This is a genomic window from Candidatus Nanopelagicales bacterium (assembly GCA_041393815.1).
In the GTDB taxonomy this organism is placed as follows: Bacteria; Actinomycetota; Actinomycetes; order S36-B12; family JAWKJK01; genus JAWKJK01.
The window spans coordinates 245321-271326 of record JAWKJK010000003.1; the positions used below are offsets into that span (position 1 = coordinate 245321).

General features: G+C 73.0%; 25 protein-coding genes and 1 riboswitch. Of the genes, 3 read left to right on the plus strand and 22 right to left on the minus strand.

Annotated features, from left to right (window positions below; all coding sequences use genetic code 11):
* Positions 1–74: 74 nt before the first annotated feature.
* Positions 75–788 (minus strand): hypothetical protein, encoded by a 714-nt coding sequence (locus R2737_10780; protein MEZ5116742.1) that lies wholly within the window; start codon positions 786–788, stop codon positions 75–77.
* A 677-nt stretch (positions 789–1465) separates the two neighbouring features.
* On the opposite strand from R2737_10780, the gene R2737_10785 reads away from it, so the two are divergent.
* A complete protein-coding gene (locus tag R2737_10785) occupies positions 1466–2113 on the plus strand; it encodes a vitamin K epoxide reductase family protein (protein MEZ5116743.1) in 648 nt (215 codons plus the stop codon).
* Between the two features lie 68 nt (positions 2114–2181).
* Here the strand turns inward: R2737_10785 and R2737_10790 are convergent, their stop codons facing one another.
* A complete protein-coding gene (locus R2737_10790) occupies positions 2182–3627 on the minus strand; it encodes a DUF2079 domain-containing protein (GenBank protein ID MEZ5116744.1) in 1446 nt (481 codons plus the stop codon).
* 223 nt (positions 3628–3850) lie between these two features.
* Between R2737_10790 and R2737_10795 the strand changes: the two genes are divergently transcribed.
* The gene (locus tag R2737_10795; protein MEZ5116745.1) at positions 3851–4267 is read left to right on the plus strand and encodes an ester cyclase; all 417 of its coding nucleotides are present in this window, start codon (positions 3851–3853) and stop codon (positions 4265–4267) included.
* A 269-nt stretch (positions 4268–4536) separates the two neighbouring features.
* Here the strand turns inward: R2737_10795 and R2737_10800 are convergent, their stop codons facing one another.
* The 7 genes from R2737_10800 to R2737_10830 form a co-directional block, all read right to left on the minus strand.
* On the minus strand, positions 4537–4776 hold the full coding sequence (locus R2737_10800; GenBank protein ID MEZ5116746.1) for a hypothetical protein: 240 nt from the start codon (positions 4774–4776) through the stop codon (positions 4537–4539).
* A gap of 183 nt (positions 4777–4959) precedes the next feature.
* Positions 4960–5520 (minus strand): SDR family NAD(P)-dependent oxidoreductase, encoded by a 561-nt coding sequence (locus R2737_10805; GenBank protein MEZ5116747.1) that lies wholly within the window; start codon positions 5518–5520, stop codon positions 4960–4962.
* Between the two features lie 349 nt (positions 5521–5869).
* Positions 5870–6559, minus strand: coding sequence for an HAD family acid phosphatase (locus R2737_10810; protein ID MEZ5116748.1), 690 nt, complete (start codon positions 6557–6559; stop codon positions 5870–5872).
* A 105-nt stretch (positions 6560–6664) separates the two neighbouring features.
* Entirely contained in the window at positions 6665–7141 is a 477-nt protein-coding gene (locus R2737_10815; GenBank protein ID MEZ5116749.1) for a hypothetical protein, read from the minus strand.
* Between the two features lie 107 nt (positions 7142–7248).
* Positions 7249–8469: a VanZ family protein gene (locus R2737_10820; protein MEZ5116750.1), complete on the minus strand. Its 1221-nt coding sequence runs from the start codon at positions 8467–8469 to the stop codon at positions 7249–7251.
* A 21-nt stretch (positions 8470–8490) separates the two neighbouring features.
* A complete protein-coding gene (locus R2737_10825; protein ID MEZ5116751.1) occupies positions 8491–9966 on the minus strand; it encodes a glutamate-cysteine ligase family protein in 1476 nt (491 codons plus the stop codon).
* A 36-nt stretch (positions 9967–10002) separates the two neighbouring features.
* Positions 10003–10461 carry a DUF4442 domain-containing protein gene (locus R2737_10830; protein ID MEZ5116752.1) on the minus strand — a complete coding sequence of 153 codons (459 nt, stop codon included), beginning with the start codon at positions 10459–10461 and terminating at the stop codon, positions 10003–10005.
* 75 nt (positions 10462–10536) lie between these two features.
* Here R2737_10830 and R2737_10835 point away from each other — a divergent pair, with 75 nt between their 5' ends.
* Positions 10537–11052 carry a hypothetical protein gene (locus tag R2737_10835; GenBank protein ID MEZ5116753.1) on the plus strand — a complete coding sequence of 172 codons (516 nt, stop codon included), beginning with the start codon at positions 10537–10539 and terminating at the stop codon, positions 11050–11052.
* A 71-nt stretch (positions 11053–11123) separates the two neighbouring features.
* Here R2737_10835 and R2737_10840 read toward each other — a convergent pair whose 3' ends face one another.
* From R2737_10840 to R2737_10900, 13 genes are all read right to left on the minus strand, one after another.
* Positions 11124–12704, minus strand: coding sequence for a Na+/H+ antiporter (locus tag R2737_10840; GenBank protein ID MEZ5116754.1), 1581 nt, complete (start codon positions 12702–12704; stop codon positions 11124–11126).
* A gap of 160 nt (positions 12705–12864) precedes the next feature.
* Positions 12865–15801, minus strand: a complete 2937-nt coding sequence (gene gcvP / locus R2737_10845; protein MEZ5116755.1) for an aminomethyl-transferring glycine dehydrogenase — start codon at positions 15799–15801, stop codon at positions 12865–12867.
* A 139-nt stretch (positions 15802–15940) separates the two neighbouring features.
* Positions 15941–16035, minus strand: a riboswitch (glycine riboswitch).
* 70 nt (positions 16036–16105) lie between these two features.
* Entirely contained in the window at positions 16106–16726 is a 621-nt protein-coding gene (locus tag R2737_10850) for a MerR family transcriptional regulator (GenBank protein MEZ5116756.1), read from the minus strand.
* A 184-nt stretch (positions 16727–16910) separates the two neighbouring features.
* A complete protein-coding gene (locus R2737_10855; protein ID MEZ5116757.1) occupies positions 16911–17411 on the minus strand; it encodes a bifunctional nuclease family protein in 501 nt (166 codons plus the stop codon).
* Between the two features lie 67 nt (positions 17412–17478).
* Positions 17479–18210, minus strand: coding sequence for a MerR family transcriptional regulator (locus R2737_10860; GenBank protein ID MEZ5116758.1), 732 nt, complete (start codon positions 18208–18210; stop codon positions 17479–17481).
* On the minus strand, positions 18207–18722 hold the full coding sequence (locus R2737_10865) for an FHA domain-containing protein (GenBank protein MEZ5116759.1): 516 nt from the start codon (positions 18720–18722) through the stop codon (positions 18207–18209). Before R2737_10865 ends, R2737_10860 begins: the two co-directional genes overlap by 4 nt.
* 215 nt (positions 18723–18937) lie before the next feature.
* Positions 18938–19327 carry a glycine cleavage system protein GcvH gene (gene gcvH, locus R2737_10870; GenBank protein MEZ5116760.1) on the minus strand — a complete coding sequence of 130 codons (390 nt, stop codon included), beginning with the start codon at positions 19325–19327 and terminating at the stop codon, positions 18938–18940.
* Positions 19328–19403: 76 nt separating this feature from the next.
* Positions 19404–20183: a DUF881 domain-containing protein gene (locus tag R2737_10875; GenBank protein ID MEZ5116761.1), complete on the minus strand. Its 780-nt coding sequence runs from the start codon at positions 20181–20183 to the stop codon at positions 19404–19406.
* Positions 20180–20512, minus strand: coding sequence for a small basic family protein (locus R2737_10880; protein MEZ5116762.1), 333 nt, complete (start codon positions 20510–20512; stop codon positions 20180–20182). The genes R2737_10875 and R2737_10880 overlap by 4 nt, the downstream gene beginning before the upstream one ends.
* On the minus strand, positions 20509–21462 hold the full coding sequence (locus R2737_10885; protein MEZ5116763.1) for a DUF881 domain-containing protein: 954 nt from the start codon (positions 21460–21462) through the stop codon (positions 20509–20511). Before R2737_10885 ends, R2737_10880 begins: the two co-directional genes overlap by 4 nt.
* The gene (locus R2737_10890; GenBank protein ID MEZ5116764.1) at positions 21459–23954 is read right to left on the minus strand and encodes a sugar phosphate nucleotidyltransferase; all 2496 of its coding nucleotides are present in this window, start codon (positions 23952–23954) and stop codon (positions 21459–21461) included. Before R2737_10890 ends, R2737_10885 begins: the two co-directional genes overlap by 4 nt.
* 9 nt (positions 23955–23963) lie before the next feature.
* Positions 23964–24557 carry a CDP-alcohol phosphatidyltransferase family protein gene (locus R2737_10895; protein ID MEZ5116765.1) on the minus strand — a complete coding sequence of 198 codons (594 nt, stop codon included), beginning with the start codon at positions 24555–24557 and terminating at the stop codon, positions 23964–23966.
* 56 nt (positions 24558–24613) lie between these two features.
* The gene (locus tag R2737_10900; GenBank protein MEZ5116766.1) at positions 24614–25921 is read right to left on the minus strand and encodes a hypothetical protein; all 1308 of its coding nucleotides are present in this window, start codon (positions 25919–25921) and stop codon (positions 24614–24616) included.
* Positions 25922–26006 lie beyond the last annotated feature (85 nt).

Consider the following 26006-nt stretch of genomic DNA (forward strand, 5'->3'; position numbering starts at 1 on the left):
GCCGACGGCGACGGTCAGCCATCTCTCGCCCGGGGACGAGATTCGCGGTCTGCCGGTTGCCGTGCCTGCCGTCGTCATACGCCATATCCCTCGTTCTCGCACGAGACCGTCGCCTCGAGCGGGTAGAAGCTCTCCGAGTCGAGATCGACACCGTAGCCATCGATCATCTGGGTGAGCTTCGGGGCGTCTTCGGCTACGAAGACCGCGACGACGCCGGTCTGGGGTACGCCGTCGACCTCGCACAGGGTGGACCCGAGGACGACGTTGTCGCTGAAGGGGTCACCGGTCATCGTCACGGCGTCGGTGACCCGCCAGTTCGGGATGTCGCCGTCGTAGCCGGTCAGCCGGGCCAGCCAGAACTGGTAGCCGTCCGGGGTCTCCATCAATGTGGCCGCGTGGTTGCCGGTCTCCAGCAGGGCGCCGCCGACCTCGACCACTCCGGGCGCGGGCTGCTGGTCGCCGCGGTACTCCAGGCCGATCCACTGCTCCGGCCCGGCGGGGGTCGTGGGGGTCGGGGACTCCGTCGTGGGTTCGGGGGACGGGGTCGTCTCCGTGGGGGTCGGCGGGGGAGTGGACTGCGGGCTCTGCGTCGCGGCGCTCGACGCGGGCACGGGCGACGAGGTGGACGCCGTGGGCTGGTCGCCGCCGGAGCGGGTGCCGAACCAGAACGCGAGCGCTCCGATGGCGGCGATGGCCAGGACCGCCGCCGCGGCCCAGGCCCAGCGCGGGGTGCCGCCCGCGGGGGGAGCACCGCCGGGGCCGGCGGGCGGAGGAGCCGAGGTGGGCATCACCGCGGTGGGTGCCCCGGCGTCGGGCGGAGGAGGTCCGGGAGGTGGGGCCGACGGCCGGCTGGGGGGCGGGCCGGAGGCGGGACCGGGCGGTGGCCCGGACGGCGGCTGGCCGGATCTCGGCGGGGGACCCGGCGGTGGTCCGGAAGGAGGGCCGGCCGGTGGCCCGCTGGGAGGGCCGGACGGTGGCCCGTTGGGGGGGCCGGACGGTGGTCCGGCCGGAGGCCGGGTCGGGGGCCCCGCGGGTGGGCCTGCGGCCGTCGGGCCGGGGGGAGGGCCGGAGGGCGGCATCTGCTGGGTGGGCTGGTCCGCGGCGGCGACCGCAGCCCCGCAGGAGCCGCAGAACCGGGCGTCACCACCGACCGCGGCACCACACGTCGAGCAGAACGCCATCGCCCGCCTCCATTCACCAGGCCAGCCGTCACCCACTGTGGCCACTGGGCCGTGTGGGGGGCGAGGGCAGAAGGTCACCGGCAGGTGGTCCGAGCGTCCAGTCCCTGGGGTCCCAGAGCCCTCCGGCGTGTCTCCGCTCCCTCCGCCTCCACCCGGTGGAACGTTCGGCCACGTCGCAGGGCGTGTCTCGGGGTCATACGTTCCACCGGTGGTGACGTGGGGGAGATCATGCGTAGCGGATCCCCGTCCCGTCGGCTGATGGCCGCGTACCCGATACTTGAGCGGTGCACCAGCAGCAGGCGGCGGTGACCGCCGCCACCGACGACGGCCGCGACGCGGACGGCTACGGCTTCGCACCGGCCCCCCGACGCCACGTCGGGACGTACCTGGAGATGCTGGCCTCCTCGGTCCTCGGGCTGGTCGCGTCGTTGGTTCTGGCCATCGACGCCGTCACGCTGGCCGCGGACCCGAGCGCCACGTTCTCCTGTGACATCTCGTCCACCATCTCCTGCAGCACGGTGGCCCTGTCCTGGCAGGCCCAGCTGCTCGGGTTCCCCAACGCGTTCCTCGGGCTGATCTTCGAGCCGATCGTCATCACCGTGGCCCTGGCCAGCCTCGGGGGGACGCGGTTCCCGCGGTGGTTCCGGATCGGGGTGCAGGCGCTCTACACGATCGCGGTCTTCTTCGCCTGGTGGCTGTTCACCCAGGCGTACTTCGTCATCGGCGCACTGTGCCCGTGGTGCCTGCTCATCACCGCGACGACCACCCTGGTCTTCACCTCGATGACGCGGACCAACATCCTGGACGGGGTGTTCACGTTCGGCCGGTGGACGGAACGGGTCAAGTTCTGGGTGCGCGCGGGCGCCGACATCTGGTTCGCCGTCCTGGTGATCGGCATCGTTGCCGCGATGGTCGTGGCCAAGTACCTCTGACCGGATGGAGTTGATCTTCCGCGGAAGATCAACTCCGTGACGTAGACCGCCGAGAGACGTCGTGACCCTCAGGAACGGACGTCCACTGCGCAGCGCGGGTCGACCGGACCCTCCCGGTGCAGCACGACGATGCCGTCCTCGGAGGACACGACGCGGAACCCGTCGCCCAGTGCATCACGCATAACTGACTCCGGAGTCAAGTCCCTCCAGCCCACGTCCGGTCGGGTCAGGTCAAGGAGCATCCAGGTGGCCAACCCCTGTGTCGTCCCCGGGAGCGTGACGACGGCGTTGCGGGTCAGGTGGGGGAGTGCCCGGTCGTCTGCCTCCACGCAGACACCCGTGGGTATGAGGTCAAGCGCGGCGCGCATGGCGTCCATGTGGGCCGTGCGCTCGAACGCGTCGCCCACGACCAGGCGGTGGAACGGGTAGGCGGAGGGAATCGCAACGGTGCCGACGACCGCCGTCACGGCCATCACGGCCGGGAGGGCCCAGGACAGGAACCGCAGCCGATCGAACCGCTGAGCCAGTCGGGCGACGGTGTCGACGGCCGCCAGCACCAGGATCGGTGCCACCGTCGCCGAGTAGTGGAACTGGTGGGTCCACAGTTCCTCCCGCTCGCTGAAGAACCGGGTCACCACGAGGGGGAGCGCGAGCAGGACGTACGGCGACCCGAGGCTGAGGAACGCGAGCGGGGCGAACAGCCACAGCAGCGTCTGCCACTTCACGTCCGGAGTGACGAGGGTCGTCAGGGTGCGTACGGGGTCGGACATCATCGCGGCCAGCGCGGATGGCAGGTCCGGGCCGAAGGCTCCGAGGGTGAGGTGCCGATACGTCCCGCTCGGGGCGAACGCGGGGATCACCCACAGCACCGCGATCACGTAGCCGGCCACCGCGGCCCCCACCGCCGTGGCGGCCAGTGCGTAGCGGCGGCGCAGGAGCAGCAGGAGTCCCAGCATCAGCACGACGAGGAACATGTCCTCGCGCACCAGGAGCAGGGTGCAGCCGACGGCCAGCGCGGGCCCGTACCGCTCGCGGTCAACCAAGTCGATGGTCCAGGCGATGATCGGAACCGCGAACGCGACCTCGTGGAAGTCGTAGTCGATCACCGCCTGCAGCGGCCAGGACAGCGCGTACCCGACGGCGACCAGCAGGGTCTGCGGTGGCGTGAGTCGACGCGCGGTGAAGCGCCAGACGGGCAGGATCGACGCGGCGACGAGCGCCGCCTGAGCGACCAGCAGCGTCACCGGCGTCGGCGCGACCCACCACAGCGGCGCGAGGGCCGCCAGGATCGGATGGAAGTGGTCTCCGAGCAGCACCGTGTCCAGGCCCTGCAGCGGTACGACCGGCAGCTGGAACGCGGCGTACTTCTGCACCGCCACCGCGAAGATGCCCAGGTCGTGCCCGGCGGTCTCGAACTGCGCGTGCCGGGAGACCGAGTAGACCGCGTACAGGACGAACGCGGCGGTGCTGACGACGAACGGTGCGGCCGCCCAGGCTCGGTCGCGTCGGCTCACGGCGGGTCGATCCGCGGTTGCGGACCGAGCGCCACCGGCGTCCGGGTGGTTGTCGGCCATGTGGAGGCACATCCTGCCCGGCGGGCCAGGAGAGGCGCGCCAGCTGCGTGCCCACCGCAGCCCGAGCCCTTCCGGTCGGGTGGGGCCGGGGGTAGCGTCACGTGATCCGGAGCGCAGCCGCACTGTCGTGCGATCAGCCTGGCCGGTCGAGGAGGAAGCCCCGATGAGTGACTACAAGGCGCTGGCTCAGCAGGTGTACGACGGGATGAACGCGGGCCAGGACATCGACGCCTGGATCGACCGGTTCGTCGCCGAGGACTTCGTCGAACACGAGGCCATGCCGGGCATGCCGACCGGGCGGGAGGCGCCACGCGAGATGTTCGCGGTGTTCGCCGCCGCTCTGCCCGACTACTCGGTCACGGTGCACGAGTTGCTCCAGGACGGCGACAAGGTCGTGGCCCGGATGACGTTCAGCGGTACGCACCGGGGCGACTTCATGGGGGTCCCGGCCAGCGGCAACCGGGTCGAGTTCGCTGCGATCGACATCATGCAGTTCCGCGACGACAAGATCGTGGCCCACTGGGGTGTCACGGACGTGGCCGGCCTGATGGCGCAGATGGGCGCCGGCCCGCCCCAGTAGTGCAGCGCATTCGACGGCAGATCTCCTGCCGGCGAAGGTGGGCGACGGCGTCTTCGTCCTCTTGTAGGTGCTGTCGTCGAGTCGGTCAGAACGCCGATAAGGCACATTATGTCAGGCCGTGGACTCGCCCGTGTTCCCTCGAGTGGCCGGAGGCTGTTGTTCCGTGCTGGCGCACATCCCCCGCTGGGCTTGGAGTCCCGTGGCCGACACCGTCTCGTCCACGACTGGCGGACCGAGGCTGACCCGCTCTTGAGGTCCTGCTCGGGGAGCTATCCGGCGAGTATGGAGCGCAAGCGGTGGCTGGTGCCGGTGTCGCCGCAGCGCTCGGCAAGCTCGGCTTCCTGCTGCAGCCATCGGCGCCCCTCGGGCGTGGCGGCGTACTCCTGCAGGGCGTCCCTCCAGGCCCGTTCGGCGGCCGCGGCGGTGCGCGCCGCGCCGTCCCGGGCGGCCAGGATCCCGCGGGTGACGGCGGCACGGAGACCGTCTTCGAGGTGAGCGTGCGCGGCCATCGACCCTCCCGGACCTCGGGTGTGCTGCGGTCCAGGCTCCTCCCGGGCGGGTGCGGATCGCGGCAGACACGCCGGACGCCGGAGCGCGCCCGGCGCCCACGCTCGCCCCGGTCCGGCCTGCACCCCCGCTGTGGTGCCGGTTCTCTCCGCTGCAGCTCACGCAACCGGCACCACAGTCGTGCCCTACCGGCTGCCGTCACCGGCGTCCTGGTGCCGACCCATCGCGGCGACCCGGGTGATCAGCTGGTGCATGGCGGCGTCCTGCAGCGCGGGCGGCAGCAGTCCGAGCAGTCGGATGGGGACCGCGCCGACGCCGGCCAGCCGATAGCGCCGCCGACACGTACGGTCCAACGCTGCCTCGACCCGCTCGGCCACCCGCTCCGGGTCGGCACCCGCGTTGTCGCGGACGCGCGCCATCTGGACCATGCCGCCGCGGATGAAGTCGCGCATCAGCGGGTAGGCCGCGTTGCTGGGTACGGAGTCCGCGTCCTGCTTGGCCTCCAGGGCCGAATGGATCGCCGCCGCGCGGATGATGACGACATCGACCCCCTGGGGAGCGAGCTCGCGTCGCAGCGCGACGGCCCAGGCCTCCAGCGCCGCCTTGGAGGGCGCATAGCCGCCGTTGAACGGCAGCACCGTACGAGTCATCAGGGCGGAGTTGACGACGAGCACTCCTCCGGCGGCGCGCAACTGCGGCAGGAACGCCTGCATGCCGCGTACGGCGCCGAGGTAGTTGACCTGCACGAGCCGGGTCGAGTCCCTGCAGTGGCGTGCCCTCGGCCGACACGTCCCCGGACAGGGCGGCGATGCCTGCGTTGCTGAAGTAACCGTCCAGCCCCTCCCCCGCCGGGATCGCGGCCTGCACCGTGTCCACGGCTGCAGCGGTGTCGTCGTCGCTGAGGACGTCCCAGCGCACGGGAACCATCCGGTCCGGATGCGGTGCCGCGGAGACGAGGGCCTCCCCGTCCTCCGGTTTGCGGACGCCGCCGAACACTCGCCAGCCGTGGCGGTTCAATCGCAGCGCGGTCGCCCGGCCGATCCCTGACGACGCCCCCGTCACCACCACGTTGCGCGTCACGGCAGCCTCACCGGGTCAGGGGATGAAGTACATCGGGTCGGGCATCAGGAACCCTCGCTTGAGGTAGCCCCCGGCCATGTCGCTGACCTGGTCGCCGACGGAGGCGACGATGCGGTAACCGTCCGCGACGAGCTTGCGCCGCTCGGAGGCCTTGTACACCGAGGCCAGCCGGGTGTCCCCCGGCTGCTTGAGCACGAGCTTGTACCAGCCGTCGATCCCCCTCTGCCGCAGACACTCTCGGGTGGCCTTGCGCAGCGTGTCGCTGCGCCCGCTCATGACGACGAGCGTCACGTTCATCGCCTGCAGCTGCTGGTAGAGCTTGCGTACCGGCGCGTTGGCCGTCTGTCCGCACCTGTCCGTGAAGGCGTTGTACGCGTCCTGGTTGAAGCTGAACTGAGGGTCCGCGGTTGCGTAGAAGGCGAAGTTGTTCAGCAGGGTGTCGTCGATGTCGAACACGACCATCGCCTTGCAGGCGCGCGCGTGGCCGTCGCACCTGCCATCCACCCAGTCGGCCACCCATGCCAGGGCGGCCCGGGACACCGCGAGCTGGTCACGCACCACCGCGCCGGAGTCGTAGTAGCGCTCGATCTGCTGCGCGAAGCCGGGACCGGCGTCATACGTCTGCGTCACGCCCAGGGACGGGAGGTTCTGGCCGGTGCCGACGATCGGCCGACCGGCGGCCACCGGACCCGGGTCGACGGGCACGACAGCGGCGTGGGACGGAATCGCACCGGTGAGGGCCAACAGGGCTGCGGCAACACTGGAGGCCACGGCAAGGAGGGGCCGGCGGACGCGTGACATGGCGGGACCCTAGACCGGTGACGCCCGCCGCGCCGCGGTTGCGGCCCAGACGGCCACCGCCGCCGCGAGCGCCACCACGACGGAGAGCCCGACCAGGATCGGCAGCAGGGGGCTGCCGTTGAGGTAGTCGTAGCAGGCGCGCTCGTCCACGGCGCCTCGGCAGTTCAGCGACGCGCGGGCGTACAGCACCACGGCTGTCACCGCGGGACCGAGCGCTACGACGGTGCCCAGCGCGCGGGCCAGGGCGGGGTGCTCCCGCCACATGCACAGCGCGACCGTCACCGTGGTCGCCACCAGCCAGACGAGGACCACGTACGCCGGGATCATCAGCACGATCAGCCCGCTGATCAGGCCGAACGTGATCCCGAACGCGACGGCCAGCGGCGTGATGACGAGCAGTCCCAGCGCGGCAAGCAGCGCGGTTCGCAGCCATGCTCGCGGCGTGATGCCTGCGGGCCCGCGTGGCGCCGCGCCGTCGATGCCCATCTCGGAATCATGGCCGCCGTGCGCCCCTTGCCGAGCCAACTCCCTCGGCCGAATGAGTCTGGGCGTTGCTTGGAGGCCCCGAAACGGGGCCCAAGCAACGCCCAGACTCATTCCGTCGCGGAAGGTGGGTGTGGTGTGGCGGGGTCCGTTGCACCGGACGGATCGGTACCGCCTGGGGCACCGACGGCGTCGGAGCGACGGCGACGCAGGCGGACCTCGACCTGGGTGCGGGCGACCAGGTCGTGCGGACCGCGGCGGTCGGCGCGGGCCGCGACGGTGAGCGACACGACGAGCGCCCAGGCCAGCGGCGGCCCCCAGGCCACCAGCAGCTGCCATGCCGCGGATGCCGCATCGAACGCGGGCCAGCTCACCCCTCGGACCACCCAGATCCAGAGAACCCACGGTCCCCAGAGCGCGACTGCGCGCAGCAGCAGTCGCGCGACCCCGGCACGAGCACCGTCCGCGCGAGCGATCCGCAGGCGCAGCAACGCCTTCCCCGGCGTCGACCCGCGGGCAGCCCACGGCACGGCGACGAGCACCACCGCCAGCGCCACCATCGCCGCGACGTCGGACACCTGCTGCGCCGGCCATGACCAGCCGGACGCCAGCACGCCCACAGCGAGCACCAGCGGCAGCGCCACGACCAGCGCCACCAGCAGGTCGGCGGCGTCGGCCAGAGCGCGGCGCGGTACGGACGGCCTTTGGTCCAGCGGCACCCGGTCGTCGTCATCCCGCCGCCGCGGCAGCAGGAACACCACCGGCGCGATCCACCAGCCCAGAGCCGCTCCGGCCGTGTTGGCCACCAGGTCGTCGACGTCGAACGACCGGTAGGCGCACGGATACAGCCCCCAGATCCCCGTCGTCTGGGTCAGCTCGAACAGCACCGACAGCAGCAGTGCCGCCACGACCGTGGTCCAGAAGCCGCGACGCCACCACCGCCGCAGGTACACCCCGAGCGGCAGCAACAGGACCAGGTTGAGCACTCGTACCCACAGCGCGCTGTTTCCGGCCAGGTCACGCAACGTGCCGCCGTCGTACGCCCACTCGTTCCGCACGTCCCGGACCCACGCGAAGGGCTGCAGGTTGACCGCCGCCCCGCCGTCGGCGCACAACGCCGCCGACGTCGTCGGCAACGGCAGCAGCACGAGCGCCCAGGCCACCAGCAGGTACAGCAGGAAGCTGGCCTCGACCAGCGTCCGCCGGGCGCCGACCCGGCCGCGCCGCCGGTACTGCACCACGACGTACGGCACGACCAGCACCAGTGCCAGCGCGACGAAGACCAGGACCCCGCCGCCGATCGGCTGCAGGTACCGCTGGACGAACCCCATCCGAGCGTGCGCCGCCCGGAGTCAGTCCACCGGCCAGGTGTGCACCGGGTCGTTGCGGTGCATGTGCTCGATGTAGACGCCCGTCATCCGGCGCAGCGCCTCCCAGCGGTCCAGCCCGGCGTCCTCGTACGCGTGCACCTGCTCCACCTGCCAGACCGCGCCGTTGCGCCCGGTGATGCACCGCTGCTCCACGATCCCGAGCAGCCGGTCGATGACGGAGGAGTCGACCCCCCAGGTCTGCAGCCCCTCCTGCGCCAGCGGCAGGATCCGGCGCAGCACCAGCTCGGGGGCGGGTACCTCGCCCATCCCGGGCCAGTACTGCTCGGCCTCCAGCCCGTACCGCGCCGCCTGCAGGAAGTTGTCCTCCGCCGCGTCGAACGACAGCTGGCTCCAGATCGGTCGGTCCATGTCGACCAGCGCCCGCAGTGCGCCGTAGTAGAGCGCCCCGTTGGCGAGCACGTCGACCACGGAGGGGCCGGACGGCAGCACCCGGTTCTCCAGTCGGATGTGCGGCAGGGTCCCGACGACGTCATACACCGGGCGGTTCCAGCGCCACACCGTCCCGTTCAGCAGCCGCAGCTCGGGCAGCAGCGGCGTGCCGCCGGACGCCAGCACCTCCTCGGGGTTCTCGTCGGACACGATCGGCAGCAGCGCCGGGAAGTAGCGGATGTTCTCCTCGAACAGGTCGAACACGTTGGTGACGTAGCGCTCCCCGAACCACACCCGCGGCCGCACGCCCTGCGCCTTCAGCTCCACCGAGCGGGTGTCTGCGGCCTGGGTGAACAGCGCGATCCGCGTCTCGCGCCACAGCTCGTGCCCGCCGAAGTACGGTGAGTTCGCGCCGACCGCGACCTGGACGCCGGCCAGCACCTGCGCGGCGTTCCAGTACGCGGGGAACAGGTCCGGGTCGACCTGCAGGTGGAACTGGACGCTGGTACAGCCGGCCTCCGGAGCGATGGTGTCGGCCCACGCCTCCAAGTGCTCCACGCCGTCGATGTCGAGGTGCAGGTCCTCCCCCCGCATCGCCAGCATCTGCTCGTCCAGCAGCGCGTAGCGCGGGTTGTCGCTGATCGCCTCCTTCGTCAGCTGCTCGGCGCGCAGCGTCGGGAGGATGCCGATCATCACCAGGCCAGCGTGCTCGTCGCGGGCCCGCCCGTCGGCGTCGTTGAGCTCGCGGCGGATGTCGGCCTCGAGGCCGTCGACGGCGGTCCCCTCGAGCGTCTGCGGACGCACGTTGATCTCGAGGTTGAAGCGGCCGAGCTCCTCGGTGAACGACGGGTTCGCGACCCGCTGCAGCACCGCGTCGTTGCGCATCGCCGGCAGGAACTCCGGATCGACCAGGCTCAACTCGATCTCGGTCCCCGTCATCGGGATCTCGAAGTCGAACCTGGCTGTGGCGAACATGCGCGCCACCACGTCCAGGCACCGGTGGACCTTCTGCCGGTAGCGCATCCGGTCCTCGCCAGTGAACGACCGCGCCTCGACCCGCTCTCCCATGGGGTCAGCCTGCCCGACTCCGGTCGGGTGGGGGGCTCAGTCGGCGCGGTTGGGTCGCAGCGTCCAGCGCACGGTCATCTCGCCGGTGACCGTGCCGTCGTCGGTGCTGAGCACCACCGGGACGTCGAACTCCGGTCGCAGCCCACGCCCCAGCTCGTCCAGGATCTCCCCCGCGCTGCGGCTCATCGTCGCCTCGGCGCGCACGTCACCCTTGGCCAGCCTGCGGTAGCGGATCGTCGCCTCGACGGCCAGCGGTGTCGCCTCACCCAGCCGGTCGCCGAAGTTCGCCAGGACCAGCGCTCCGCTGGCGGACTCGGCCAACGTGAACATCGCGCCGGCGTGGGGGCCCGCCACGTGGTTGTGGTACGCCTTCTGGTCCGGCATCCGCAGCACCGCGCGGTCGTACGACAGTTCGACGAACTCCAGTCCCAGCGTCGCCACCATGGGGACGGCGACGGGGAAACCGGTACGGACGGCATCGAGGTCCATGGCCATGCCTCCGAGCCTAGGGACCGCGACACCGGTGCCGCAGCCGGGGTGCGCAGCCCTCAGCCGGGCTACGGTGACTGGGTGCCGATCGCCGTGGTGGACCTCGACGGGGTGCTCGCCGACGTGCGGCACCGGGTGCACCACGTGGAGCGGCGGCCGAAGGACTGGGACGCGTTCTTCGCTGCGGCACCGCAGGACCCGGTGCTGCTGGAGGGTCGCGCGGTGGTGGACCTGCTGGCCGCGGAGGGCGACGTGGTCTACCTGACCGGGCGCCCGGAGCGCTGCCGGGTCGACACCGAGGAGTGGCTGCGCCGCCACGACCTGCCGGTCGGACCGGTGTACATGCGGGCGGACCGTGACCACCGCCCGGCCCGCTACACGAAGTTGTCCACGCTGCAGCGGCTCGGAGGTCCCAGCGAGGTCAGCGTCGTGGTCGACGACGACGCAGCCGTCGTACGCACCCTGCGCGAGGCGGGCTACCAGGTGATGCACGCGGACTGGATGGGGGGCGGCACCGAGGGGGTCGACGGCCTCCCGGCTCCCAGCGTCGTGCAGGCCACGTTGTTCGAGGCGCAGGAGACGGAGGGCCGGACCTGACGCGAACCGACCTGGCGGACCGCGTCTTCACCGGCACGCCGGCACTGGATGCGACGTGAGTGGATGCGACGTCAGTGGATGCCGAGAGCCCGCGCGCGTACGTCGATCTCGGTCATCAGCTCGCGCATGAGCGTGTCGGGCAGGCCCTCCTCGTCGCGCATGCGCACCAGCTCCTCCTGCTCGGCCCGGATCATCTGCCGGGACAGCCGCTGCGTCGTGCTCGCACTGCGGGTGCCGGTGCCGTCGGCCACCGCGCGGGTGGCCCGGTTGAGCCGGAACGTGGCGTTGTCGCGCAGTTGCCGGACGACCGGTTCAGGGAGCGGGTCCCCACCCCGATCCGCGTCCGCCACGAGCTCCTCCAGCCGGTCCAGTGAGGCGCGGGCAAGGGACAGCCGTACGCGGCGAAGCAGGTCCTCGTCGTCGTCGGGCGGCAGCCTGAGCAGCCGTGCCAGCGGGCCGAGCGTGGGTGACAGCACGAGGGTGATGACGACGACGCAGAAGGTCACCGCGAGCAGCAGGTTGCGCTCGGGGAACGGCTCCCCGCTGTCGAGTGCGAGCGGGAGCGAGAAGGCCGCCAACCCGGAGATCGGTCCGCGAGCCCCCGCCCAGGCCACCACGACCCAGGCCTTCCAGCCCCCGTCGCGCCACGGTCTGCTGCCACGGGCGCTGCGCAGCCCCATCATCGCCAGCACGAACAGCGCCCGGGTGACGATCAGCGTCACCACGACGATCGGCACCAGGAGCAGCAGCTCCCGGATCTCCGAGTCGGCGAGTTCGTCGAGCGTGTCCGGGATCTCCACGCCGACGAGCAGGAAGGCCAGCGACATCAGCACGAACGTCAGCTGGCGCCACACCGACCCGACCTGCAGCCGGCCGCGGTAGCGGGTGTCGGTCGCCGTCGCGTGCGCCACCATCAACCCCGCGACGACGACCGCGAGGATGCCCGACCCCTCGAAGGTCTCGGCGCCCAGGTAGAGCGGGAACGGCGCCACCAGGACCAGGCCGTTGGCCGCGACGGTGTCGCGGCTGCGCCGCAGCACCGTCACGAGGATGAACCCGCCCAGGACACCCACGGCCAGGCCGCCGACCACCGCGAGACCGAGGGTGACGCCCGCCTGCAGCACCGTGACACCGCCGGCCGCGGCGGCGACCACGGCCACGCGCAGCAGGGTCAGTGCCGTGCCGTCGTTGACCAGGCTCTCGCCCTCGAGGATGTGCACCAACCGACGGGGCAGCGACGCCTGCTTGGCGACCGCCGACACGGCCACGGCGTCGGTCGGCCCCAGAATGGCCCCCAGGGCGACGGCGGCGGCGAACGGCAGCCCCGCCACCACCTGCGAGGCGATCACGCCCACCGTGAACGCCGACACGACGACGAGGCCGATCGCCAGCGCCATCACGGGGCGGCTCACCGCCTTGAGGTCCAGGAACGACGTGGACAGGGACTCCCCGAAGACCAGTGGCGCCAGCACCATCAGCAGGATGAGCTCGGGGTCCTCCGGGCCGTTCGGGCCGATGGGCAGCAGGCTCAGGACGATGCCGGAGGCGACCAGCGGCAGTGACACGCCCCAGCCGCGGCTGCGGGCGAACATCGAGATGATGACGCCGATGACCGCCGTACCGGCGAGCGGAATGACGCTGTCCTGGAGCATGACGCCCCGACCCTAGCGACCGCGGGCCCGGTGGAGGCCCACGACGACCGAGCCCCCGGGTGGCTCGCGCCGCCCACCCACCTCTTGTGGTGCCGGTTGCGTGAGCCACAGCGCACGCAACCGGCACCACAATCGCGTGGCGTACGCGCGGGCCCGGTGCTCAGGCGTCGGCGAAGGCGTCCGGCGCCGGGCAGGAGCACACCAGGTGCCGGTCGCCGTACGCCCCGTCGATGCGCCGCACCGGCGACCAGTACTTGTCCGCTCGAAGCCCGGCCACCGGGTACGCGGCCAGCTCACGCGGGTAGGGGTGCTCCCACTCCCCGACCAGGCAGGCGGCCGTGTGCGGGGCGTTGCGCAGCGGGTTGTCGTCGACCGGCCACTCCCCCGACGCGACCCGGTCGATCTCCCCGCGGATGGCGACCATCGCCTCCACGAACCGGTCCAGCTCGCCGAGGTCCTCGCTCTCGGTCGGCTCGACCATCAGCGTGCCGGCGACCGGGAACGACATTGTCGGCGCGTGGAACCCGTAGTCGATCAGCCGCTTGGCGACGTCGTCCACGGTCACGCCGGTGTCGCGCGTGATGCCCCGCAGGTCGATGATGCACTCGTGCGCCACCAGGCCCCCGCGGCCGGTGTAGAGGACGGGGTAGTACGGCGCCAGCCGGGCCGCGAGGTAGTTGGCCGACAGGATCGCCACCTGGGTCGTGCGGGTGAGCCCCGCGTCCCCCATCATCCGGATGTAGGCCCACGGGATCGGCAGGATCCCCGCGCTGCCCCACGGGGCGCCGCTGACCGGTCCGACCCCGCCCTCGCCGAACCCACGACCGGCCGGCCCGCACTCCGGGCGCAGCGGGTGGGACGGCAGGAACGGGGCCAGGTGGGCCCGCACGCCCACCGGCCCGACACCGGGGCCGCCGCCGCCGTGCGGGATGCAGAACGTCTTGTGCAGGTTCAGGTGGCTGACGTCGGCGCCGAAGCGACCCGGCTTGGCCAGCCCGAGCAGCGCGTTCAGGTTGGCGCCGTCGACGTAGACCTGCCCGCCGGCGTCGTGCACCAGCGCGCAGATCTCGCTGACGGCCTCCTCGAACACCCCGTGCGTCGACGGGTACGTGATCATCAGGGCGGCGAGCCGGTCGCCGTGCTCGGCGATCTTCGCCCGCAGGTCGTCGACGTCGACGTTGCCGAGCTCGTCGCACGCCACGACCACCACGCGCAGCCCGGCCATCACGGCGCTGGCGGCGTTGGTGCCGTGCGCGCTGCTGGGGATGAGGCACACGTCGCGCTCGTCGTCCCCGCGGGACCGGTGGTAGGAGCGGATCGCCAGCAGGCCGGCGAACTCTCCCTGGGACCCGGCGTTCGGCTGGACGGACACGGCGTCGTACCCGGTGACCTCGGCCAGCCAGCCCTCCAGCGAGGCGATCAGGTCCAGGTAGCCCTGCGCCTGGTCCAGCGGCGCGAACGGGTGGATCCCGGCCCACTCCGGCCAGGTGATCGGTTCCATCTCCGTCGTCGCGTTCAGCTTCATCGTGCAGGAACCCAGCGGGATCATCGCTCGGTCCAGCGCGATGTCCTTGTCGGCCAGCCGCCGCAGGTAGCGCAGCATCGCGGTCTCGGTGCGGTGGCGGTGGAACACCGGATGCGTCAGGAACGGGCTGTCCCGCAACAGATCTGCCGGCAGCGCATCCCGTGTGGCCGCGTCCACCTCGGCCAGGTCCGGCTCGCCGACCGCAGGCACGACGGTGGCCACGGACGCCCACACAGCACCCAGGTGATCCGGTCCGGTCACCTCGTCGGTCGACACCGAGACCACGTCCTCGTCGACGACGCGGACGTTGACCCCGCGGGTCAGGGCCGCCTCGGCGATGGCTCGCGCCTGCCCCGGGACGGTGATCCGTACGGTGTCGAAGAAGCCGTCGGTCACGTCGACGCCGGCCGCGCGCAGACCGGCGGCCAGCACCGCCGCGTAGCGGTGGGCGCGCAGCGCGATCCGGGTCAGCCCCTCCGGGCCGTGGTAGGCGGCGTACATCGACGCGATGACCGCGAGCAGCACCTGGGCCGTGCAGATGTTGCTGGTGGCCTTCTCCCGGCGGATGTGCTGCTCGCGCGTCTGCAGCGCCAGCCGGTACGCCGGTGCTCCGTCCGCGTCGACGCTCACCCCGACCAGCCGACCGGGCAGGTTGCGCTCCAGCCCGGCGCGCACGCTCATGAACCCGGCGTGCGGCCCGCCGAAGCCCAGCGGAACACCGAACCGCTGTGCGGAGCCGACGACGATGTCGGCGCCCATCTCCCCCGGCGGGCGCAGCAGGGTCAGGGCCAGCAGGTCGGCCGCGACGACGACCTGGGCACCGCTCTCGTGGGCCGCCTCGATCAGCGGGGTGAGGTCGCGCACGGCGCCGGAGTCCCCCGGGTACGACAGCAGGACGCCGAAGAAGTCACCGTCCGGCAGGCCCCCGGACAGGTCGGCGACGACCAGCTCCACCCCCACCGGCTCGGCGCGGGTCTGCAGCACGGCGAGGGTCTGCGGGAGGGTGTCGGCGTCCACCAGGAATCGGGTCGCCGCCCCGCGCACGGCCCGCCGGGCCAGCGCCATGCCCTCCGCGGCCGCCGTCGGTTCGTCCAGCAGCGACGCGCTCGCGACCGGCAGCCCGGTGAGGTCCTCGACCACGGTCTGGAAGTTCAGCAGCGCCTCGAGCCGGCCCTGGGAGATCTCCGGCTGGTAGGGCGTGTAGGCGGTGTACCAGCCCGGGTTCTCCAGCACGTTGCGGGTGATGACCGCGGGGGTGCGGGTGTCGCGGTAGCCCAGCCCGATCATCGCGGTCACAGGCCGGTTGCGGTCGGCCATGGCGCGCAGCTCGGCCAGCGCCTCGGCCTCGGTGGCCGCGGCCCGCAGGTCCAGGCCCTCGGTCCACCGGATGACCTCCGGCACGGCCGTCGCGACCAGGTCCTCCAGGCTGTCGTGGCCGACGACGGCCAGCATGGCGGCGACGTCGGCGTCGTCGACGCCCACATGGCGGTCCACGAACCGGTCCGCTCGATCGAGGTCGGACAGGGTGAGGCCGGGCCGGCTGCTGGTCGGGTCGGGGTGGGGCTGGCTCATCGGGGGCTCCTGGGCGCGGGCGGACGCGGCCCCCCTCTGTCACCCGCGGCACTGCCGCGACCTGAGAGCTTCACCGGGGCCGAGGCTCCGGCTTGCACCGTCGGTGGGCCCGCCGTGGCGAGCCGCTTTCCAGAGGTGCCTCGCCCGCCCGGTCCGGGTGCCTGAGAGGTTGTCGGGGAGTTGCTCCTTCGGCGCCCGCCGCTGGCTGCGGCGGAACTCTCCCGTGCGGGGTCGTCGGCCCGGTCAGCCTATACGCGCGCGCGACACGCGGCAGGCCATACGCGCGCTCGCCCCTCGGCAGGGTTCAGCCGGTGCGCCGTGCCGCGCGCCGGGCGGCCAGCTCGTCGGAGGCGCCCTCGGGGGCGGCCAGCTGCCCGTCGGTACGCTCCCCCGGCAGCTCGGCCAACGTGCCCTCGACCTCGCGCCAGACGCTGCCCACCGCGATGCCGAACACGCCCTGGCCGCCGCGGACCAGGTCGACGACCTCGTCGGCGCTGCGGCACTCGTAGATGCTGGCGCCGTCGCTCATGAGCGTGATCCGCGCCAGGTCGTCGCCGCCGCGCTCCTCGAGGTGCTGGACGGCGGCCCGGATGTTGGGCAGCGAGACGCCGGTGTCGATGAGCCGCTTGACGATGCGCAGCACCAGGATGTCGCGGAACCCGTACAGCCGCTGGGTGCCCGACCCCGAGGCCGGGCGGATGCTGGGCTCCACCAGACCGGTCCGGGCCCAGTAGTCCAGCTGGCGGTAGGTGATCCCGGCCGCGGAGCAGGCGACCGGTCCGCGGTAGCCGATGTCGGTCGGCAGCGGGCGCAGGTCGGCGTCGTCGAACAGCAGGCCCTGCCCGTCGGCGGTCGTGGGCGGGACCTGCTCGGTCTCCTGCCGCGCGTCGACGGGGCTGCTGCCGGTGGGGCTGCTGCCGGTCATGGCGTCCTCCACGATGCCTGCCGCCGCCGGTGGGGAGCCCGACGGGGGTCTCCGGTGCCGTCCTGCGGCCGGGACCGAACCCCAGCCGTGGAACTACACCGTCGACGTTCGAGTCGGACGCTAGGCCCGTGGTGGTGGGGCGTCAACGCGGCGCGCCCGCGCGTCGCCGGCGAGTCTCTCGACGTCAGGTCGAGGGTGAGTCGCCGCTCTCCCCCTCGGTGCCGAAGTCCTCCGGCGAGATCTGGTCGAGGAACTCGCGGAACTTCTCCACCTCGTCCTCGTCCTCGTCATCCTCCGGGATGGCGATGCCGGCCTCGTCCAGCACCGCGCCCTCCCCGTAGATCGGGGTCCCGGCCCGCAGCGCGAGGGCGATCGCGTCGGACGGCCGCGCGCTGACCTCCACCCCGTCGGCGAAGACCAGCAGCGCGTAGAAGACCCCGTCGCGCAGCTCGGTGATCCGGATCTCCTTCAGCGGCCGGTCCAGCGCGACCAGGACGTCGCGCAGCAGGTCGTGGGTGAGCGGGCGCTGGGGGACGACCCCCTGCTGGGCGAATGCGATGGCGGTGGCCTCCACCGCCCCGATCCAGATCGGCAGGTAGCGGTCGCCCTCGACCTCGCGCAGCAGCACGATCGGCTGGTTCGACGGCATCTCGACCCGGACACCCACCACGTCCAGCTGCAGCATGGCCCCAGGCTACCCGCGCGGCGACCATCCGGCCCGGGGTCGACCGACCGACGGCCGTCGACCCGCCTCAGGAACTGGGGTCGTCCCGGTTGAGCCCGGCCCGCACCAGCGCGGTGTGCAGCTGCACCGACAACGCGGCGAGCTCGCGTACGGCCTCCTCGGCGCGGACCCGGGCCTCGGGCCCGCGCTGCCGGGCGATCGGCGACACGACCTGCTCCACCAGCCCGACCTCCCGGTCGGCGGCGACCTTGAACGCCCGCAGGTGCCGTGGCTCGATGCCGAAGCCGGTCATCCGGGCCACCGCCGTGGCGACGGTGACGGCGTCAGCGTCGTAGTAGCCGCCCGCGTGAGGGGCGATGAGGCCGTACGACTCCACCTGGCCCAGCGTGTGCTCGTCCAGCCCGCTGGAGGCCACCAGCTCGGCCCGGGTCAGCCGGACCCGGGTCCGGGTGGGGCGGAACTCCTCCGTCCGCGGTGCGCCGTCGGTCACCAGCGAGGACGGAGCCCGCGCCTCCCCGCCGCCCAGTGGGGGTTCCAGGCCGCGGTCGACCGCGTCGAGGTTGTCCCGGATGACCTTCAGCGGCAGGTAGTGGTCGCGCTGGAGGGTGAGCACGTAGCGCAGGCGGTCCACGTCGCCGGGGCTGAACTTGCGGTAGCCGCTGGCGGTGCGCGCCGGCCGGACCAGCCCCTCGGACTCCAGGAAGCGGATCTTCGAGATGGTCACGTCGGGGAACTCCCCCCGCAACTGCTGCAGCACCTCGCCGATGCCGAGCAGGGGGCGGGCCTCCGCCGCCGTCACGACCCCCGCTCCTCCTGCGGCTCCCCCACCAGGAAGACGAAGCGGTACTTGCCCACCTGGACCTCGTCGCCCCCCGCCAGCCGGGCGTCGTCGACGCGGTCGCGGTTGACGTAGGTGCCGTTGAGGCTGCCCACGTCGTGCACCGACCAGCCGGCCGAGTCCTGCCGGAACTCCGCGTGCCGCCGGCTGACCGTCACGTCGTCGAGGAAGATCGTCGACTCCGGGGTGCGGCCCACGGTGACGACGTCGCCCTCCAGGGTGTAGTGCGCGCCCTCCCCCGGGCCGCGGCGGACGAGCAGCAGGGCGCTGCCCGGCGCCAGGCCGTCGACCAGTCCGGTCCCCACCGCCAGCAGCGGGCCGCTGGTCCCCAGGGTCGACTGCAGCGCGGCGAGGGTGCCGGTGAGCTCGGCCGCGTCCTCCGCGGACTCGCTGGTGAGGGGCCAGCCGCAGTCGCGGCAGAACCGATCCTCGTCCTCGGCCCCCCGGCCGCAGGACGGGCAGGTGCGGGCCATGGCCCCCTCCCGAGTGGGCGCGCCCGGGCGCGCACCTCGTCGCGTGGCGATCCGCCCCGGACCGGGGCGCGTTCCGCAGCCTAGGAGTCGGCGCGCGAGAGGGTCAAGGAACCTTTCCGGGACGCACGCCGGGGGTCGATCGCAGGTCGAGAGCCGGTCCCGGACAGGCGCCAGACCTCACCCTGTGGTTGAGGCTGAGGTACGGGCGCCGTCCGTCAGCGAGCCAGTCCGGCGATGAGGGCGTCGTACGCCTCGGCGCTCAGCAGCGCGTCGACGGCGGCCGTGTCGTCCGGACGGATCCGGACCATCCAGCCCGTCCCGTACGGATCGGTGTTGACGGTCTCCGGGGCGTCGGCGAGGGAGGCGTTGGCCTCCACGACGGTGCCCGACACCGGGGAGTAGATGTCACTCACGGACTTGGTGGACTCGACCTCGCCGCACGGGGAGCCGGCGTCGAGCGCGGCCCCGGGCTCGGGCAGCGACACGTAGACGATGTCCCCCAGCGCCTCCTGCGCGTAGCCGGTGATGCCGAACACCAGCGTGCCGTCGTCCTCGGCCCGCACCCACTCGTGCTCGGCGGTGTACTTCAGGTCGGCGGGGTTCATGGTGCTCCTTCACGGGTCGCGGGCTGCGGGGACGAGGATTCCAGATGGGGGCGGGCATGGGGACGGGGGTCGCCGATCAGCCCTCCGCCTCCGGCGCGGGGCTGGCGTACTCGGGCGTCGGCAGCGGCTGCACCGCGTCGATCGCCACCCGGTCCCGGGTCTCGATGAGGATCGAACCGCCGGCGGCCCGGACGGTGTCCGCGACGCCGCCGGGGATCTCCATCGCCTTGGCCAGCGTCTCCGGGGGGCCGATCGCCGTCACCACGTACGGGGAGGACACCGGGTCGCCGTCGACGACGACGGAGCCGTCCACGTCCCCGAACCAGGTCGACACCACGACCCGGTGGTCGGCCACCTGGATGGCCTCCGCCCCGGCCGCGCGCAGCTCCTGCACCGTGTCCAGCAGCACGGTCCCGTCGATCGCGTAGCCCGGGTCCTGCAGGGTGATCACGACTCCCGGCCCCGTGGCGGCCACGGTCCCCGCGAGGATGGCCAGCCCGTCGGCCCGCTTGCGGGTCTCCTCCAGCGCCTGCCGGGCCCCACCCGCCTCGAGCCGGTCGCGGGCCACCTCCAGCCGACGGGCCTCCGACTGCAGGCGCAGCTGCTGCGCCGACAGGTCGTCCAGGACGCGGACCAGGTCGGCGCTGCGCGCCGTCTGCAGGAAGGTCTCCTCGTCGTTGCCGTGGATGACGGCCACCGCGGTGAATCCGAGGACCACGAACAGCAGTCCGATGACCAGCTGCGCCGAGGTGCGGCGCGGAGCCAGCAGGTCGCGCAGCCGGCGCCGGCCCTCCGGCTCGGTCAACGTGGGCTCCGGGGGCTCCGGGGGCTCGGGGAGCGCGTCAGGGTCGGTCATGCCCGGAACAGGTGCCGGCGGATCGCGGCGGCGTTGGCGAAGATCCGCATGGCCAGCACGACGACCACGCCGGTCGACAGCTGCGCGCCGACGCCGAGCTGGTCCCCGAGGAAGACCAGCAGCGCGGCGACCACGACGTTGGACAGGAACGACACGATGAAGACGCGGTCGTCGAAGACCCCGTCGAGCAGCGCGCGGAAGGCCCCGAAGACCGCGTCCAGCGCGGCGACGACGGCGATCGGCAGGTACGGCTGCAGCCAGAGCGGGATCGCCGGCTGCAGCACCAGCCCCAGCACGATGCCGACCACCAGGCCGATCAGCGCGATCACGTGTCCCCCTCGGGCTCGGCCAGGACGGGCAGGGTCGACTGCCCCGCGGGGAGCGACAGCCGGTCGGAGTCCTCGACCCCGAAGCGTAGGCCGTAGGTGTCGGCGAGATCGCGCAGCGCGTCCCCGGCGTCCCCGCGGCGGAAGACGTCACCCAGGTCGGCCGGGCCGATCGCCTCGACGCGGTACGGGGGCGTCAGCGGCGAGTAGTCGACCAGGATCGCGGGCCCGGCCGACCGGATCGCGGTCCGCGCGGTCAGCCGTCGCCCGTTGACCGCGATCGCCTCGGCCCCGGCCTGCCACAGCCCGTTGACCACGAGCTGGACGTCACGGTCGAGGACCCGTCCGAGGTCGGGGTCGACGGCGTCGTCGCTGGCCTCGGCGTCCCGCAGCACGACGGTGGCACCGGGTCCCTGGACCGGCGTGTAGGCGGCCGCCGCCTCCAGGACCGCGAGCCGCCCGGTGAGCTGTTGGCCGCCTCCGGTCGCCGTCAGCGCCGCCTCCTGGGCCGCGGTGACCTCGCGCTGCAGGGCGGCGACCTGCTCCTCCAGCCGGACGTTGGTCGCCGTGGCCTGCTCGACCCGGACGACCAGTTCGGCGCGCTGCGCCTCGGTGGCGGGGGCGACGGCCCGGGTCTGCACCAGCGACACCGACAGCACCAGGCCGGCGGCGACCAGCGTCACGACCGCGAGAACCGTGGTGCGCCGCCCGTGCAGATGGGTCCGACCGGACCGGTCGGGCGCATCCGCGTCGGCGGTGTCCGCCCCCGCACCGGCTGCGCCGCCGCCGTCCCCGTGGGTCCGGGCGTGCTCGGCCCGGTCGTGCGCGACGTAGTCGCTGTCCGCGGCGCCGCGCAGCAGATCGCCGAGGAGCGACATCGTCGCCGCCGGACCGCCGTAGGCAGGGCTCATGTCGCCCGACGCGGTGCCGGGGCCGGGTGCCGGTGCCGTCACCCGGCCGCTCCCTCGACCACGCTCACCCAGTCGTCGAGGATCGCCCGGGTCGACTCCTCGTCCGGACCCTCCGCCCACAACCGCGTGGCCGCGTCGGTCGGGTCGGGCAGCACCAGCACCCAGCGGCCGTCGGGCTCCACGATCCGCACCCCGTCGGTGGTGTCGACCTGCCGGCCGTTGGCGCCGTCGATCGCGGCGCGCATGACCTGGCCCTTGCGGGCCCAGGGGGTGGGGACGCGGGCCCGCAGCATGGTGGTGCGCGGGATCCGTCGGTCGATCGCGCTGAGGGTGAGCTGGGTGCGCGCGACCAGTCCGAGCAGGCGGACGAACGAGGCCATGCCGTCGATGTGCGGACCCATCTCGGGCACCACGAAGCCGCCGCGTCCGTCGCCGGCGAAGATGACGCCCGGCTCGGCGGCGACGGCGGTGAGCTCGTCGACGCTGCGGCGGGTCCACCGGATGCCGACGCCGTGGTAGCCGGCGACCTGCTCCGCCGCGCGGGTCGTGGTGACGGGCAGTGCCGCGATTCCGCCGTGCCGCTCGGCGGCGACGAGGTCGAGCACGACCAGCAGTGCCCGCCCGTCGTCGATCGGCGCACCGGTCTCGTCCACCAGGGACAGCCGCTCCCCCGTGGTGTCGAAGCGCACCCCGAAGTCGGCACTGGAGGAGGCGACGAGGGCGCCGAGCCCTTCCAGGGCGCGGTCCCGGTCGTCGTCGGTCTCGGTGGGCGCGGACTCGTCCAGCCGGTTGTTGACCGTGAGGATGTTGACCCCGATTCGGGCCAGCAGCGTCGGCAGGACCATGGACGCCGTGCCACCGCCGGCGTCCACGACGACCTTGAGCCCGGCCTCCTCCACCCCGGAGGTGTCGATGACGCGCAGGATCTCGTGGGCATAGTCGTCGACGACCCGGTGCGGGGTCCCGATGTCCCCCATGTCACCGGGGAACGGGCGCCGGAACTCCTTGCGGGAGAACACGCGTTCCAGTTTCTGCTGGGCCCCGGGCGACAGGTTGCTGCCCGTGTCGTCCAGCAGGACGAGGTCGATGCTCTCCGGCGAGCCCGTGGTCGTCCGCAGGATGACGCCCCCGGCGGAGTGTCGGGCTACGTCCTGCCGGATCAGCGGTGCGGGCATCGTGCGCAGGTCGCGCACGTCGAGGCCGGCCGCCGTCAGCGACCCCGCCAGCGCCCGGTTGAAGGCGCGCGCGGCCCGGGAGTGGTCGCGTCCCACCGTGATCCGGGCGCCCTTCGGCAGCGTCGTGGCGAAGGCTGCGCCCAGCCGGACCACGAGTTCCGGGGTGATCTCGACGTTGACGATCCCCGACACGCCGCGCGGCCCGAAGATGTGCCGATGCCCGCGTGACTCCCAGATGACGGAGTCGCGGACGACGGCCCCGGCCTCCAGCGTCTTCGCCGGGAAGACGAGGACGTCGGGCATGACGATGACCTCCTCCTCGAGGGTGCACTCGTCGGCGATGACCGCGCCCTCCTCGATCCGCGCCGCGCGCATCACGTCGGTGGAACGCCCGACCACGCAGCCACGCAGGTCAGCGCCCGGGCCGATGAAGACGTTGTCGTGGAGGACCGATCGCTCGATCCGGGCGCCGCTGCGGACCACCACGTTGGTGCCGAGAACCGAGTGCGCCCCGAGCTCCGCGCCGCCCTCGACCTTGGCGTACGGACCCAGGTAGACCGGGGAGACGATCTCGACGTCGGGGTCGACCTCCGCCCCCTCGGCGATCCACACGCCGGGGGCCACCTCGAACCCGTCGATGTCCGCGTCCACCCGGCGGTCGAGCACGTCGGCCTGGGCCCGCAGGTAGGACGCCAGCGTGCCGACGTCCTCCCAGTAGCCGTCGGCGACGAAGCCGTAGACGGGGGCGCCGGAGCTCACCAGCCGCGGCAGCACGTCCCGCGACCAGTCGACGACCGTGTCCTCGGGCACGTGGTCCAGCAGCTCCGGCTCCATGACGTAGATGCCGGTGTTGACGGTGTCGCTGAACACCTGCCCCCAGGTCGGCTTCTCCAGGAACCGGTCGACCCGGCCCTCCTCGTCGGAGATCACGATCCCGAACTCGACCGGGTCCGGCCGCCGGGCCAGGCAGACGGTGACCAGGGCGCCGCGCTCGCGGTGGAAGTCGGTGAGCGCCGTGAGGTCGACATCCGTGAGCGCGTCACCCGACATGACCAGGAAGGTGTCGTCGCGCAGGGCGGCGGCGGCGTTGCGCACGCTGCCCGCGGTGCCCAGCGGCCGGTGCTCGGTGGCGTAGGTCAGCGTTATGCCGAGGTCGGAGCCGTCGCCGAAGTACGACCGGACCAGCGATGCGAGGTACTGCACCGTGACGACGGTGTCGTCGATGCCGTGCCGCCGCAGCAGCCGGAGCACGTGCTCCATCAGCGGACGGCCGACCACGGGAAGCAGCGGCTTGGGGGTGCCGGTCGTCAGCGGGCGCAGGCGGGTGCCCTCTCCCCCGGCCATCACCACCGCGCGCATCGGACCCCCCTACGCCTGCACCGGACGGGTCCGGAACACACGCATCGCCTGCTCGACGTACAGCAGCCCTGCGTACCAGTACAGGCCGGTGCCCCACAGTGCGAACGCCCAGCCCAGGACCCGGGCCACGGTGGCCAGTGTGCCCGTCCCGTCCCCGAACAGCAGCAGCGGGAAGGCGTACAGCAGGCAGAACGTCGCAGCCTTGCCCAAGTAGTGGACCGGGAGCGCCGTCAGCCCGCGCCGGCGCAGCCCCGGCAGGAACAGCGCGAGCACGAGGTCTCGACCGAGCAGCAGCACGACCAGCCACCAGGGCACGATGCCGCGCAGCGCCAGCCCGAGCAGGGCCGCGGCGATGTAGAGCCGGTCCGCGAGCGGGTCGAGCAGCTGGCCCAGCCGCGAGATCTGACCGGTGGCGCGGGCGATCTTGCCGTCCAGCCAGTCCGTGATGCCGGCGACCACGAGGAGAACGAACGCCCACCCGTCCGCCTGCGGGCCGAGGATCAGCCAGAGGAAGACCGGGACGCCGAGCAGCCGGGCGAAGCTGAGCAGGTTCGGGATGGTGAGGACGCGGTCGGTCTGTACGTGCGTCTCCTGCACGTCCATCCGCGCCTCCCGGGGGCGGCCTGTCGGGGGGCCGCGTCGTCTGACTGTAGTTGCCGTCAGGCGGGTGGCGCCGGGGGCCGGTCCGGGTCGGCCGGATCCGCAGCGGTGTCGACGGGCGGGTCCGTCGGCGCCTGCGCGGGTGCGGGGTCCGCGGGTGCCGGCTGCGGCGCTCCCGGCGAGGCCTCCTCCGGGACCGGGACATCAGCCGTGGGGACGTCGGCCGAGGGCGCCTCGGTCACCGGCGGCAGCAGGACGGTCGCGTCCTCCGCCGGCACCGCGGGTTCGGCGGGCACCGCGGGCCCGGCCGCCCGAAGCTCTGGTGCCTCCGGAGCGGGTTCAGCCGGAGCCGGTGCAACCGAAGCCGGTGCAGCCGAAGCCGTGGCCCCCGCAGCGGGTTCGGCGGGTGCCGGGGCCGGCGGAGCAGCGGCGTCCTCCGGCGCCGGCGCGGGGGCCTGGGCCACCACGGGGATCGGCCCGGTGGTCTCGGTGTCGCTCTCGGCCGGAGCGCCCGCCGGCGCGGCGGGAGCATCGGCAGGAACCGGCGGCGGCGGTGCGGCGGCCGCCGCGCCGGCCGCGGCGACGGTCGAGGCGGACACGGCGGACGCCGGGACCGAGGTGCCGGTGCCGGCGGTCGGCACGGGCGGTGCCGCCGCGAACACCCCGGGGGTGGGCGACCCGGTTGCGTATGCCGACGGCGAGTCCACCGGGATGCCGGCGGGCAGCAGGTCCGGCTCCTTGCGCGGCCGGGAGCCCCAGATCAGCAGGACCAGGCCGATCAGCGCGACCACCCCGCCGGCAATCAGCAGGGTCAGCGCCACGGTGAACGCCTTCGCCCAGCGCAGTACCAGCGTGAGGGTGACGTCGACCCCGGCGGACGAGTCCGGGTTCATCAGGACCAGCGTGACCGGACCGTCGGTGTCGACGGACAGCTCCGCGGACTCGCCCTGGGCCGAGCCCAGCCAGAACGGCTGCAGCGAGGGGGGCAAGGGGGTGCCGTTGCCCGGGATGGCGACGACCGTCCAGTTGCCGTCGTCCGTGCGCGTGGCCACGTCGTACGGGCTCCCGGCGAGGTAGTCGTCGACCGTGTCCGGTGGCCCGTACCCGGCGAACACCTGCTGCCCGTCCGAGGCGCGCACGACGAGGGTGGACTCCCCCACGCGGGTCCCGAACGGGATCTCGGTCTCGATCCCGAGGACGTCGGTGACGACGGCGGTCGCGTCGGGCCCCGAGCGCACGGTCCCGGCGTCGCTCTCGATGACGCCCTCCTGCCCGAAGGCGCCCCAGAGGATGCCCCCCGCGGCGGCGGCGGCGAGGCCCGCGAGCAGCAGGACGATCCCCAGGACGACCAGGACGACCCTCTTCACGCTGTCGCTCCGCCTCCCCTGTCCCGGTCGCCCCGTGCGTCCGGGCGGCCACCGTAACCCGCGCGGCTCCCGGGGGTCCGCGGGC